This window comes from Halarchaeum grantii, from assembly GCF_014647455.2.
Classification (GTDB): domain Archaea; phylum Halobacteriota; class Halobacteria; order Halobacteriales; family Halobacteriaceae; genus Halarchaeum; species Halarchaeum grantii.
On record NZ_BMPF01000001.1, the window covers coordinates 531,217 to 543,682 of the forward strand.

General features: G+C 70.4%; 12 protein-coding genes. 5 read left to right on the top strand and 7 right to left on the bottom strand.

Features of this window, described 5'->3' with window-relative positions:
• Positions 1–67 precede the first annotated feature (67 nt).
• Positions 68–976 carry an alpha/beta fold hydrolase gene (locus tag IEY12_RS02790; protein ID WP_425433161.1) on the top strand — a complete coding sequence of 303 codons (909 nt, stop codon included), beginning with the start codon at positions 68–70 and terminating at the stop codon, positions 974–976.
• Between the two features lie 57 nt (positions 977–1,033).
• Here IEY12_RS02790 and IEY12_RS02795 read toward each other — a convergent pair whose 3' ends face one another.
• The 7 genes from IEY12_RS02795 to IEY12_RS02825 all read right to left on the bottom strand — a co-directional run bounded on the left by IEY12_RS02795 (position 1,034) and on the right by IEY12_RS02825 (position 8,693).
• Entirely contained in the window at positions 1,034–2,371 is a 1,338-nt protein-coding gene (locus IEY12_RS02795) for an FAD-dependent oxidoreductase (RefSeq protein WP_188878437.1), read from the bottom strand.
• A gap of 81 nt (positions 2,372–2,452) precedes the next feature.
• On the bottom strand, positions 2,453–2,710 hold the full coding sequence (locus IEY12_RS02800) for a DUF8022 family protein (protein WP_188878439.1): 258 nt from the start codon (positions 2,708–2,710) through the stop codon (positions 2,453–2,455).
• A gap of 1 nt (position 2,711) precedes the next feature.
• Entirely contained in the window at positions 2,712–4,256 is a 1,545-nt protein-coding gene (locus tag IEY12_RS02805) for an acyl-CoA carboxylase subunit beta (protein ID WP_188880337.1), read from the bottom strand.
• 65 nt (positions 4,257–4,321) lie between these two features.
• Positions 4,322–5,761 (bottom strand): sodium-dependent transporter, encoded by a 1,440-nt coding sequence (locus tag IEY12_RS02810; RefSeq protein WP_188878441.1) that lies wholly within the window; start codon positions 5,759–5,761, stop codon positions 4,322–4,324.
• 134 nt (positions 5,762–5,895) lie between these two features.
• Positions 5,896–7,224, bottom strand: coding sequence for a sodium-dependent transporter (locus tag IEY12_RS02815; protein WP_188878443.1), 1,329 nt, complete (start codon positions 7,222–7,224; stop codon positions 5,896–5,898).
• Between the two features lie 89 nt (positions 7,225–7,313).
• On the bottom strand, positions 7,314–8,273 hold the full coding sequence (locus IEY12_RS02820; RefSeq protein ID WP_188878449.1) for an NADPH:quinone reductase: 960 nt from the start codon (positions 8,271–8,273) through the stop codon (positions 7,314–7,316).
• 42 nt (positions 8,274–8,315) lie between these two features.
• On the bottom strand, positions 8,316–8,693 hold the full coding sequence (locus IEY12_RS02825; protein ID WP_188878451.1) for a DUF8059 family membrane protein: 378 nt from the start codon (positions 8,691–8,693) through the stop codon (positions 8,316–8,318).
• 149 nt (positions 8,694–8,842) lie between these two features.
• On the opposite strand from IEY12_RS02825, the gene sucC reads away from it, so the two are divergent.
• The 4 genes from sucC (at position 8,843) to IEY12_RS02845 (ending at position 12,447) form a co-directional block, all read left to right on the top strand.
• Positions 8,843–10,030 (top strand): ADP-forming succinate--CoA ligase subunit beta, encoded by a 1,188-nt coding sequence (gene sucC / locus IEY12_RS02830; protein WP_268246000.1) that lies wholly within the window; start codon positions 8,843–8,845, stop codon positions 10,028–10,030.
• Entirely contained in the window at positions 10,027–10,896 is an 870-nt protein-coding gene (gene sucD, locus IEY12_RS02835) for a succinate--CoA ligase subunit alpha (RefSeq protein WP_188878459.1), read from the top strand. Before sucC ends, sucD begins: the two co-directional genes overlap by 4 nt.
• A gap of 154 nt (positions 10,897–11,050) precedes the next feature.
• Positions 11,051–11,362 carry a hypothetical protein gene (locus IEY12_RS02840; protein ID WP_188878462.1) on the top strand — a complete coding sequence of 104 codons (312 nt, stop codon included), beginning with the start codon at positions 11,051–11,053 and terminating at the stop codon, positions 11,360–11,362.
• Between the two features lie 41 nt (positions 11,363–11,403).
• Positions 11,404–12,447, top strand: a complete 1,044-nt coding sequence (locus IEY12_RS02845) for a DNA-methyltransferase (protein ID WP_188878468.1) — start codon at positions 11,404–11,406, stop codon at positions 12,445–12,447.
• The last annotated feature ends 19 nt before the right edge of the window (positions 12,448–12,466 follow it).

The window sequence follows — 12,466 nt, forward strand, 5'->3', positions numbered from 1 at the left end:
TGGAGGGCCGCCGGACGGGAAAACCTCACCGGTGCCCGGCCGAACGCCTTTGGTGGTCGACACCCGACTGATCGTCGTGCCACCGACCGAGACCACCGCCCACCTCGCGGAGGTGGGCGTCCCGTCGGCGAGCGCGGACGTTCGGGACGTCGGCGACGTCTCGCTGCACTGCGTCGCCGCCGGCGACCCGGCCGACCCGCTCGTCGTCCTCCTCCACGGCTTCCCCGAGTTCTGGTACGAGTGGCGCGACTACGTCGGCCGGTTCGTCGACGCCGGCTACCGCGTGCTCGTCCCCGACCAGCGCGGCTACAACCTGAGCGAGAAACCGGACGGCGCCCGCGCCTACCGCACCAGCGCGCTCGCGCGCGACGTGCTCGGACTCGTCGAGAGCGAGGACCGCACGTCCGCCCACCTGCTCGGCCACGACTGGGGCGCGGCGGTCGCGTGGGAGGTCGCGCTTCGACACCCCGACGCCGTCGACAGGCTCGGAATCGTCAACGTGCCCCATCCCTCGGCGTTCGAGGCCGCCCTGCGCTCGAACCCCGCGCAGATGCGGCGGAGCTGGTACGTGTTCTTCTTCCAACTCCCGCGACTCCCCGAGTGGTACGCGCGCCGCGACGGCTTCGCGTTCTTCGAGCGCGCGATGGTCGAGGACGCACGGCCGGGCGCCTTCGAGGCGGGGGACGTGGACCGCTATCGCCGCGCGTGGTCGCGCGAGGGCGCGCTCACCGCGATGCTCGACTGGTATCGCGCCCTCCTCCGCCACCGCGACGACCCGCCGCGGGAGACGGTGACCGCGCCGACGCTGGTCGCGTGGGGCGACCGCGACCGGGCGCTCCTCCCCGAACTCGCCGCCGCGAGCCTCGACTACTGTCGGGACGGCCGCCTCGAACGGTTCCCCGAGGCCACGCACTGGCTCCCCCACGAGTACCCGGAGCGCGTCGCCGACTCGTTCGTCGAGCACTTCGACGGCTGAGGTGTCAGAACGGCGCGGTGTCGAAAGGCGGCGACGCGAGTCGCGCGGGCGGGGGTCCTACGGTCGGAGCGCGCGCCACAGGACGCGCGGGCGGAACAGGTCCGTCGCGGGGCGTTCGAGTCGATAGACGCGAAGGAACGTCTCGGAGAGGAACGGGTCGGTCTGCGCGCGCTCGACGAGGCGGCCGACGTAGGCGTTGAGGGCGTTCGTCCCGAGCGGCTTCGGCCCGGTCGTCTCCGCGAACGTGAAGTCGTTGCCGACGGCGAGGCGCCACGTCGCCTCGACGATATCGCTCGCCCGCTCGAAGACGCGCGGCCCGATGCCCTCAAGGCCGGCCGCGAGTTCGTGGTGGAGGCAGAGCGCGTCGAGCGCCGCGACCGACATCCCCTGTCCGTAGATGGGGTTGAAGCTCGCGATGGCGTCCCCGGTCACCACCAGCCCCTCGGGGAAGCGGTCGAGCGCGTCGTAGCGCCGGCGCACGTTCGCGGGGAACGGGTAGCGCCGCACGCCGTCGGCCGTCCACGGGCGCTCGCGGACGAGACGGCCGATGTCGTCGACCGGGATGGACGCCGCCCACTCGACGAACGCGTCGCGCTCGGTCGGGACGGGTTCGCCGTGGACGCCCTGGAAGATGACCTCCCACTGGCCGTCCTCGATCGGGATGAGCGCGGCGCCGCGCGGGCGCTCCGGCTGGGGCGCACAGAGGAGCATCCGGCGGTCGTCGGCCGGCCGGTCGATCCGCGTGGAGCCGTAGACGACGTCCACCGTCACCTCCTCGCTCTCCGGCGCCGGGTAGCCGTGTTCGGCGAGCCAGTCGGGCGTGTGGCTGGCGCGCCCGGTCGCGTCGACGACGAGCGACGCCTCGACGTGTCGCGTCTCGCCCGCGTCGTCGCGGACCGCGACGCCGCTCACGCGCCCGTCGGCGTGGTCGTAGTCGAGGACGCGGTGGCCGCCCCGGAGCGTGACGTTCTCGACGGCGCGAACGCGTTCGCGGACGACGTGCTCGAAGAGCGGGCGCGACGCGCAGTAGGTCGGGAGGCGCGCGTCCGTCCCGGCGAGCGTCCCGCCGCGGTCGTACCACGTCATGTCGCTCCCGGAGTCGATGAGGAGGCCGCCCGCCGACAGCAGGTCCTCGCCGAAACCGGGGAAGACGTCCGCGAGCGTCGCCCGACCCGCCTCGAGGAGCGCGTGCGGGTGGTGGGTCTGCGGGGCGCCGTCGCGCGCGGCCGGCCCCTCGGAGAGCGCGTCGCGCTCGAACACGACGACGTCCTCGAAGGCGTCGGCGAGCACGCGGGCCGCACAGAGGCCCGCGACGCTGCCGCCCGCGACGACCGCTCGCTCGCCGACGGTCGCGACCCGCTCGGGATCGTAGCGCTCGATGCTGGCCAGCGTCATTCTCTATACGCGATCAGTTCGCGTCAGCGACAGAAATAGGTGGCAGATCGCCGCGCGCTCGCCACTCGCGGACGGATCCCATCAGAAGCGCTCGGCGCGTCCGGCCGCGCTCCACGCGTCCGTCGGCGCGCCGTCCGGCACGCGCTTCCCGGTGTCGCCGATGGCGTCGAGGCGCCCGGCGAAGCGCCACTTCTCGCCGTCCCACGACGCCGACTCGTCCGCGGCGTCGCGCGCCGCCGCGACCGCGAGCGCGCGGCGCTCGCTCAGGTGCGCGGTGATGGCCGCGACGATCGCGGCCGCCTCCGCCTCACTCGCCGACTCGGGTATCGTGAGGTCCATCTCAGAGCGGGATGTTCCCGTGCTTCTTCGACGGGCCGTCCTCGCGCTTCGACGCGAGCATCTCGAGGTCGGAGATGAGCCGCTGGCGCGTCTCTGCGGGTTCGATGACGTCGTCGAGGAACCCCCGGTCGGCGGCCGTGTAGGGGTTCGCGAACTCTTCTCTGTATTCCTCGACGAGCGCGTCCCGGAGCTCGTCCGGGTCCTCGGCCTCCGAGAGCTCCTTCCGGTAGAGGACGTTGACGGCGCCGCGCGGCCCCATCACGGCGATTTCGGCCGTGGGCCACGCGTAGTTGACGTCCGCGCCGAGGTGCTTGGAGGCCATGACGTCGTACGCGCCGCCGTAGGCCTTGCGCGTGATGACGGTGAGGAGCGGGACGCTCGCCTCCGAGTAGGCGTAGAGGAGTTTCGCGCCGTGGCGGATGATGCCCTCGTGCTCTTGGTCGGTGCCGGGGAGGAAGCCCGGGACGTCCACGAGGGAGACGATGGGGACGTTGAAGGAGTCACAGAAGCGCACGAACCGGCTCGCCTTCTCCGAGGCGTCGATGTCGAGCGTGCCCGCGTTCACCCGCGGCTGGTTCGCGACCACGCCGACGGAGCGCCCGTCGAGGCGCGCGAACCCCACCACGAGGTTCTTCGCGTAGTCGGGTTGGACCTCGAAGAATGAGCCCTCGTCCATCAGCTCGTCGACGACGTCGACGGCGTCGTAGGGCTTGCGCGGTTCGTCCGGGACGATACTCTCCAGTTCTTCGGGGCGCCGCTCGGGGTCGTCCCACGGCTCCACTCTGGGCGGGTCCTCGACGTTGTTCTGCGGGAGGTAGGAGAGGAGGCGACGGATGTCGTCGAGGGCGTCCTCCTCGGACTCCTCGGCGAAGTGCGCGACGCCCGACGTCGAGGTGTGCGCGGTCGCGCCCCCAAGCTCGTCGAAGCCGACCTCTTCGCCGGTGACCGTCTCGATGACGTCCGGGCCGGTGATGAACATGTGGCTCGTCTCCTTCACCATGAAGACGAAGTCGGTGAGCGCGGGCGAGTAGACCGCGCCGCCCGCGCACGGCCCCATAATGGCCGAAATTTGGGGAACGACGCCGCTCGCCTGCTGGTTCTTGTGGAAGATCTCGCCGACCCCACCGAGCGACTCGACGCCCTCCTGGATGCGCGCGCCGGCGGAGTCGTTGAGGCCGATGACGGGCGCGCCGACCTCCATCGCCTTGTCCATGACCTTACAGACCTTCTCGCAGAAGACCTCGCCGAGGCTGCCGCCGAAGGCCGTGAAGTCGTGCGCGAAGACGAACGTCTTCCGCCCGTTCACTTCGCCGTACCCCGTCACGACGCCGTCGCCGGGGATGGTGTTCTCCTCCATCCCGAAGTTGTGCGAGCGATGCGTGCGGAGCGCGTCGAACTCCGTGAAGGTGCCGTCGTCGAGGAAGTAGTCGATGCGTTCGCGCGCCGTCATCTTGCCCTTCTCGTGCTGGGACTCGATGCGGGACTCGCCGCCGCCCTTCTCGGCGCGGCGTTTGCGCTCGCGCAGTTCCTCGATGCGCTCGTCCATCGTCATCTGTTGAATCCCGTTTCACCGGTCGTCGTCAAAAGGACACCGGATGGCGGAGTGCGACGCTACAGCATCGAGTCCGGCCGCCGGAGGCCGGCGACGGCGAGGAGCGTGACCACGACGGCGCCGACGAGCGAGAGCGTCGAGGACGCCACGCGGACGCCCATCACGTCGAGTTCGGTGACGGAGACGCCGAGGACGGGCAGGAGGCCGGTGATGAGCGTGAAGAGGAGGAAGATCGGGATGAGGACGCCGACGAAGAGGAGCCACGGCGTCCCGAGCGAGCGCGCGAACTCGCCCGCGCCCGCCTCGTACTCCGCGAGGGCGCGCCGGCCGAGCACCCAGCCGACGAAGAGGAGGAAGCCCGCGAGGCCGGCGGTCATGAGGAGGTTGACGAGCGTGTTCGCGAGCAGGCCGAAGACCGAGGCGTCGAGCGCGCACGCGGCGGTGCCGACGGCGACGAGGCCGGCGACGCCGACGGTCGCACGCGAGCGCGGGACATCGTGCTCGTCGACGAGGTACGCGACCGGGATTTCGAGCATGCTGATGGCGGAGGAGAGCGCGGCGAGCAGGACGACGCCGAAGAACGCGACGCCGAGGACGCGCCCGAAGACCCCGAGGGAGGCGAACGCGCTCGCGACGGAGACGAAGATGGCGCCGGGGCCGCCGCTCCCGACGTCGAGGCCGAAGCTGAAGAGGAGCGGGAAGACGAGCAGGCCGGCGAGGACGCCGACGCCGGTGTTGAGGACGGCGATGGTGGTGGCGTCGCTCGGGAGCGAGCGCTCCTCGCCGAGGTAGGAGGCGTACGTGATCATCGTCCCGGTGCCGAGCGAGAGCGTGAAGAGCGCCTGCCCGACGGCCGCCGGGAGGATGTCGAGGGCGTTCGCGCGGAGGTAGGCGACGTCCGGGGAGAGGAGGAACGCCGCGCCGTCGAGGGCGCCGGGTCGCGTGAACGTCCAGGCGGTGAGCGCGACGAGGAGGAGGACGATGGCGGGCATCATCAGTTTCGTCGCGCGCTCGATTCCCTTCTCGACGCCGCCGTAGACGATGGCGGCGCTGGCCGCGAGGAACGCGAACCCGAAGGCGAGTGCGCCGGGCCCGTGGCTGATCGCGGAGAAGTACGCGCCCGACTGGCCGAAGTAGCTCGCGGTGGCGGAGGCGGCGGTGTACCGGACGAACCAGCCCCCGACGACCGAGTAGAAGGAGACGAGGAGGAGCGTCGTCGCGACGGCGAAGAGGCCGAACGCGCCCCAGAGCCGGGAGCCGCCGGAGAGGTCGCGGAGCGCGCCGACGGGGTTTCGCTGCGAGCGTCGGCCGATCACGAACGCGCCGAGGAGACCGGGAACGCCCACGAGGAGAACGATGCCGAGGTAGAGGAGGAGGAACGCGCTACCGCCGTTGTTCGCGGTCATCCACGGGAACCGCCAGATGTTGCCGAGGCCGACCGCGGAGCCGACGGCGGCGAGGATGAACCCCGCGCGCGTCTTCCACGTCTCGCGTGTCATTGCGAGCCGGTAACACGCTGTCGTTCAAGAGGGTTTCGTATCGGCGAACGCCGAAACGCGGCAGTATCGGCCGCGAGACGGCCGTATTGTCGATACGGTGACGGAAGAACCGTCGAGAAAGCGGCGTCAGCGCGTCAGAAGTACGCGCCGGTCGTCAGTCCCGTGTAGAAGGAGGTGACGCCGAGGTAGAGGGTGACGATGACCGCGATGGGGACGACGATGCGCACCCACCAGAGCCAGATAGTCGTCGCGCCCTCGCCGATGGAGGACCCGCGCCCGAGCTCGTCGACGGCTTCGCGGTTGGCGACCCAGCCGACGAAGAGCGCGATGAACAGCACCGCGACCGGGAGGAGGACGTTGAACACGAGGTCGTTGAAGAGGCCGACGTAGCCGTACGCCGGGGCGATGCCGAGCACGAAGGCGACGGCGCCGATGCCGATGGCGACCGTCCGGCGCTCCATGCCCTGCGAGTCGACGACGTAGGACGTCGGCGCCTCGAGGAGGCTGATGGAGGAGGAGAGCGCGGCGAACAGGAGGACGACGAAGAAGACGAGGCCGATGATCTGGCCGGCCGGCAGCTGGCCGAACGCGCCGGCGAGCGCGATGAAGGCCGTGCCGGCACCGCCGGAGGCGTCCCCGACGCCGCTCGTCGCGGCGAGGATCGGGAAGACGGCGAAGCCGGCGAGGAGCGCGACGATCGTGTTGAGCACGACGATGATGGCGCTGTCACCGGGGAGGCTGTCGTCGCGTCCGAGGTAGGAGGCGTAGGCGATCATCACGCCGAACCCGAGCGAGAGCGTGAAGAACGCCTGCCCCATCGCCGCCGGCACGATGTCGGCGAAGTTGCTCGCGATGACGCTGAAGTCCGGGGAGAGGTAGTAGCTGTACCCCGCGCCCGCGCCGGGGAGGGTCGACGCCCACGCCGCGAGGCCGACGAGCAACACGAGGATCGCCGGGATCATGAACTTGGTCGCGCGCTCGATGCCGTCCGCGACGCCGAACGCGACGATGCCGATGGTGACCGCGATGAAGACGGCGTGCGCGCCGACGGCGACGAGGCCGGAGGAGACGCTGCCGAAGTAGGCCCCGGCGTCACCGAGGTAGGCGCCGGTCACGCTGCCGACGATGTAGCTGATGACCCAGCCGCCGACGACCGAGTAGAAGGCGAGGGTGATGAACGACGCGAAGACGCCGATGGCGCCCGCGAACGTCCAGTCCCCGTAGCCGAGTTCAGCGAACGCGGAGACGGCGTTCTGTTTCGAGCGCCGCCCGATGGTGAACTCGATGAGCATCGTCGGGAAGCCGATGAGGAAGACGGCGAGCAGATAGACCACCAGGAAGGCGGCCCCGCCGTTCGATGCTGTCTGGAACGGGAACGACCAGATGTTCCCCAGCCCCACTGCGCTGCCGACCGCGGCGAAGATGAACCCCGCGCGGCTCGTCCAGGTCTCTCGTTGTGCCATATCCACTCAATCCCTGTGAGGCCCGGCCTAATAAGCGTGCGTTTCGCACACGTACGGGATGCGTGGACGTGTCGGCCGTCGGACCCGACTCAGGGCTCGACGACGAGCTTCCCGAAGAAGGACTCCTCGACGACCGCGCGCTGGGCGTCGGCGGCCTCCTCGAGCGCGTAGCTCCGCTCGACGTCCGGCGCGAGCCGACCGTCCGCGAGCAGTCGCGCGAGGCGGCCGAGCACGTCGCCGAAGTCCGGCGTGTTGTACATGCTCATGAGCGCGACGGTGAGCTCCTTCGCGCGAGCGCCCGGGACGTCCGGGAGCGTCGCCGCCGCGTCGGTGTTTCCGATGGCGACGACGGTCGCGCCGGGCGCGGCGACCTCGACGTCGAGGCCGACGTAGTCGTCGACGCGGTGGTCGAGTATCACGTCCGGCGCGCCCGCCTCGACGATGGCGTCGGCGAGGTCCTCGCGCCGGTAGTCGAGAACGGCGTCCGCGCCGAGCGTCCGCAGGCGGTCGTGGTACGCCTCGCGCGCGGTCGTCGTCACGGTCGCGCCGGTGGCGTCCGCGAGCTGGACGGCGACGTGACCCACCCCGCCGGAGCCGCCGTGGACGAGACAGGTCGCGGCGGGTTCGAGGTTGCCGTGGTCGAGGAGCGCGCGCCACGCTGTCACGCCGACGAGCGCGACGGCCGCGCCCTCGGCGAAGGAGACGCCGGTGGGGAGCGGCGCGAGGGCGTCGGCGCCGGCGACGGCGTACTCCGCGTACGACCCCTGATTCCAGTTCCCGAGGCCGGTGCCGAAGACGCGGTCGCCGACCGCCCACTCGGTGACGTCGCCGCCGACGGCGTCCACGACGCCCGCGAAGTCCGAGCCCGGAATCATCGGGAGGGTCGCGGGCTCGTAGGCGCCCTCGCGGAAGTAGGTGTCTACGGGGTTGACGCCCGCCGCCCGCACGTCGATGCGGACCTCGTCCGCCTTCGGCTCCGGTATCGGGACGCCCTCATCGACTCGCAGTACGTCGGGACCGCCGGTCTCGTGGTAGCGGACAGCGCGCATGGTGTGTGGATGGCGACGCGAGAGGATAAGTGTAGGAGGGAGTCAGGCGGGTTCGGCGAGCGCTTCGAGCGACATGACGGCCATGGAGGCGACGAGGCAGATACCCCAGAGGAAGGCGAGCAGACCGAGCTGTGGCAGTCCGAGCGTCGCCTGCACGACGAGCGTCCCCGGCAGGAGCCACTGGCCGACGACGAAACCGTAGACGGCGACGCTCCGGCGCGTTCCCGACGTCCCGTAGTGGTCGATGGCGAGGCCGGTGACGACGGCGAGGATGCCGAGGACGCCGAAGTGCGCGTGCGCGCCGACGAGTTGGCCCCAGTAGGGCGGGACGCTGACCATGTGGCCGGCGACGTTCCCCATCCCCCAGAGCATCTGCACGGTCAGTCCGACGAACCCCGATATCTTGAGTAGGCGTGACATGCGGCCGGCCGTCTCTCCTAATCGACCATAATGGTTTCCCCACCGACACGACTTGGCGGCGCGTATTCCCGCGACGGCGCCGGGGTGGTGCGCGCCCGAGCACGCGCCCCGGGTGAGGCGAATGGGAGGCGTTCGCTCGGCACGTTCCGATACTACTAACTCACCCTCTCGGGAACCTACGGCACGAGTCACAAATGAGGCTTCACGAGTACCAGGCGAAGGACGTCTTCGCCGACGCGGGCATCCCGACGCCCCCGTCCGCGCTCGCGACCACCGTCGACGAGGTCGTCGAGCAGGCCGAGGAAATCGGGTACCCGGTTGCGGTGAAGGCACAGGTCCACGTCGGTGGGCGCGGAAAGGCCGGCGGTATCAAACTCGCCGAGGACGCGACGGAAGCGCGCGAGGCCGCCGAGGACATCCTCGGTATGGACCTCAAGGGCTACACGGTCGACAAGGTGCTCGTCGAGGGCGCCGTCGACTTCGTGAACGAGCTCTACGTCGGCGTCACGATGGACCGCGGCGAGGGCAAGCCCGTCGCCATGGTCTCCACGCAGGGCGGCGTCAACATCGAGGAGGTCGCCGAGGAGAACCCCGACGCCATCGCCCGGGAGCACATCGACCCCGCGTTCGGCATGCATCCCTATCAGGCCCGGAAGGTCGTCTACGACGCCGGCGTCCCCGCGGAAGTCGCTCGCGACGTCGCGAGCATCCTCACGACGCTCTACGACCTCTGGGAGGACACGGACGCCTCCGACGCCGAGATCAACCCGCTGATGATCACGGGCGACGACGAGGTCATCGCCGCCGACGCCGTCCTCAACATCGACGAGGACGCCCTCTTCCGCCACCCCGACCTCGCGGAGATGGAGGACGAGGCCGCCGGTGACGACCTCGAAGCGAAGGCCAACGAGTACGGCTTCGACTACGTCCGCCTCGACGGCAACGTCGGCATCATCGGCAACGGCGCCGGTCTCGTCATGACGACGCTCGACCTCGTCGACTACTACGGCGGGAAGCCCGCGAACTTCCTCGACATCGGCGGCGGTGCGAAGGCCGAGCGCGTCGCGAACGCCCTCGACATGGTCTTCTCCGACGAGAACGTCGACGCCGTCGTCTTCAACATCTTCGGCGGCATCACGCGCGGCGACGAAGTCGCGAAGGGCATCAACGAGGCCCTCGAACAGTTCGACGAGATCCCGAAGGAGGTCGTCGTTCGGCTCGCCGGGACGAACGCCGAGGAGGGGCGCGAGATCCTCAACGACGAACTCGTCACGGTCGAAGAAACCCTCGAAGGCGCCGTTCAGCGCGCCGTCGAATACGCGGAGGACGCAGAATGAGCATTCTAGTCGACGAAGACACCCGCGTCGTCGTGCAGGGCATCACCGGCGGCGAGGGCAAGTTCCACACCGAGCAGATGATCGAGTACGGCACGAACATCGTCGCCGGTACCTCGCCCGGGAAGGGCGGGCAGGAAGTCGCCGGCGTCCCCGTCTACGACACGGTCGAGGAGGCCGTCGACGAGGAGGACGCCGACGCGTCCGTCGTGTTCGTCCCGCCGGCGTTCGCCGCCGACGCCATCTTCGAGGCCCTCGACACGGACCTCGACCTCGTCGTCGCCATCACCGAAGGCATCCCGACGCAGGACATGGCGAAGGTCAACAAGCGCCTGAAGGAGGTCGACACGCGCCTGCAGGGCCCGAACTGCCCGGGCATCATCACGCCCGGCGAGGCGAAGCTCGGCATCCTCCCGGGGAACATCTTCTCCGAGGGGAACGTCGGCCTCGTCTCCCGCTCCGGGACTCTCACCTACCAGGTCGTCGACTCGCTCACCGAGCGCGGCATCGGCCAGACCACCGCCATCGGCATCGGCGGCGACCCCATCATCGGGACCTCGTTCATCGACGCCCTCGAGGAGTTCGAGCAGGACGAGGAGACCGACGTCATCGCCATGTGCGGTGAGATCGGCGGCGAGGACGAGGAGGAGGCCGCTGCGTACATCGCCGAGAACATGGACACGCCCGTCGTCGGCTTCATCGCCGGCCGCACCGCGCCCCCGGGCAAGCGCATGGGCCACGCCGGCGCCATCGTCTCCGGCTCCGGAACGGGCACCGCCGAGTCCAAGATCGACGCCCTCAACGACGCCGGCGTCCCCGTCGGGGACACCCCCGAAGAGGTCGCCGACCACGTCGAAGACCTCCTGTAACGGGTTTCGATCTCTCGTTTCTTTCGCGAGGCGAGCGCTCAGCGGCCGCGCTCGTGGTCGCACACGCCGTCGGCACCGTATACCGCGCCGAACCGCCGGCCGTCGTCACGGCGCGTCCGGGACGTTGAAGGTGTTCGCTTCCCCAGTTTCGAGTATGCCGGACTCGTCCGCGAATCGCCGCCTACCCGGGTTCTTCTACCGGTTCGCACACCCCGCGCTCGCCGTCGTCAGCACGGTCGGCGCCGTCCTCTGGCTCGCCGGCTTCGGCCTCGCCGGCGCGGGCGTCGGCCTCCGCGCGAGCGACCCCACGTTCGCGTATCGGCTGTTCGCGTGGAGCGGCGTCGTCACCTTCGTCGGCGTCGCACTCATCGTCGCCGTCGTCGCCTACCTCGTCGGCCTGTGGCTCCTTCGGGACGTCCTCGGCGTGCTCGACCGGGAGAAACCGGAGCCGGGCGCGCGCCGATAACTCCCGAACGATTAACCCCGCGGCCGCGCGACTCCCCGAGCATGGAGACAACCCACCGCGTCGTCACCGGCGACGCGCGGGACCTCGCCGCCCTCGACGACGACAGCGTCGAACTCGTCGTCACCTCACCCCCCTATCCGATGGTGGAGATGTGGGACGACCTCTTCGCCGACGCCGCCCCCGCCGTCCGCAACGCCCTCGACGACGGCGACGGCGAGCGAGCCTACGAGGCCATGCACGGCGTCCTCGACGCGGTCTGGGACGAAGTCGCGCGCGTGCTCGTCCCCGGCGGCATCGCCTGCGTCGACGTCGGCGACGCCACCCGCACGCTCGACGACGCCTTCCGCGTCTATCGCAACCACGCGCGCGTCGCGGACGCCCTCTGCGAGCGCGGCCTCGACCCGCTCCCCGAGGTGCTCTGGCGCAAACCCACGAACAGCGCGGCGAAGTTCATGGGCTCCGGGACGCTCCCGCCGAACGCCTACGTCACGCTCGAACACGAGCACGTTCTCGTCTTCCGCAACGGCGCCGAGCGCCGCTCGTTCCCGCCGAACGACCCCGACCGCTACGCCTCGGCCTACTTCTGGGAGGAGCGCAATCGCTGGTTCAGCGACGTCTGGACGGATGTCCGAGGCGAGCGGCAGGGCCTCCCGGCCGCTCGCGGCGCGCGCGAGCGCTCCGCCGCCTATCCCTTCGAGATACCGCATCGACTCGTCAACATGTTCAGCGTGCGCGGCGACACCGTCCTCGACCCCTTTTGGGGGACGGGGACGACGACGCTCGCCGCGCTCGCCGGCGGGCGCTCCTCCGTCGGCTACGAACTCGATGCGGGCCTCGTCGAGGCGTTCGCCGACCGCGTCACGGACGTCGAGGCGTTCACCGACCGCGTCGCCCGCGAGCGCCTCGCGCGCCACCGCGAGTTCGTCGCGGAGAGCGACGGCGAGTTCGGCTACGACGCCACGCACTACGACGTCCCCGTGAAGACGAAGCGCGAACGCGACATCCGCCTCTACCGCGTCAGCGATGTCGAACGCGAGGACTGGGGCTACCGCGCCCGCCACGCGCCCGTCGACGCCGAGCGGTAGGCGCGCGTCGCCACCCACG

Coding starts and splice junctions, on each gene's coding strand:
- IEY12_RS02795 (WP_188878437.1), bottom strand. CDS start 2,371: ATGACGCTGGCCAGCATCGAGCGCTACGATCCCGAGCGGGTCGCGACC.
- IEY12_RS02800 (WP_188878439.1), bottom strand. CDS start 2,710: ATGGACCTCACGATACCCGAGTCGGCGAGTGAGGCGGAGGCGGCCGCG.
- IEY12_RS02805 (WP_188880337.1), bottom strand. CDS start 4,256: ATGGACGAGCGCATCGAGGAACTGCGCGAGCGCAAACGCCGCGCCGAG.
- IEY12_RS02810 (WP_188878441.1), bottom strand. CDS start 5,761: ATGACACGCGAGACGTGGAAGACGCGCGCGGGGTTCATCCTCGCCGCC.
- IEY12_RS02815 (WP_188878443.1), bottom strand. CDS start 7,224: ATGGCACAACGAGAGACCTGGACGAGCCGCGCGGGGTTCATCTTCGCC.
- IEY12_RS02820 (WP_188878449.1), bottom strand. CDS start 8,273: ATGCGCGCTGTCCGCTACCACGAGACCGGCGGTCCCGACGTACTGCGA.
- IEY12_RS02825 (WP_188878451.1), bottom strand. CDS start 8,693: ATGTCACGCCTACTCAAGATATCGGGGTTCGTCGGACTGACCGTGCAG.
- sucD (WP_188878459.1), top strand. CDS start 10,027: ATGAGCATTCTAGTCGACGAAGACACCCGCGTCGTCGTGCAGGGCATC.
- IEY12_RS02840 (WP_188878462.1), top strand. CDS start 11,051: ATGCCGGACTCGTCCGCGAATCGCCGCCTACCCGGGTTCTTCTACCGG.
- IEY12_RS02845 (WP_188878468.1), top strand. CDS start 11,404: ATGGAGACAACCCACCGCGTCGTCACCGGCGACGCGCGGGACCTCGCC.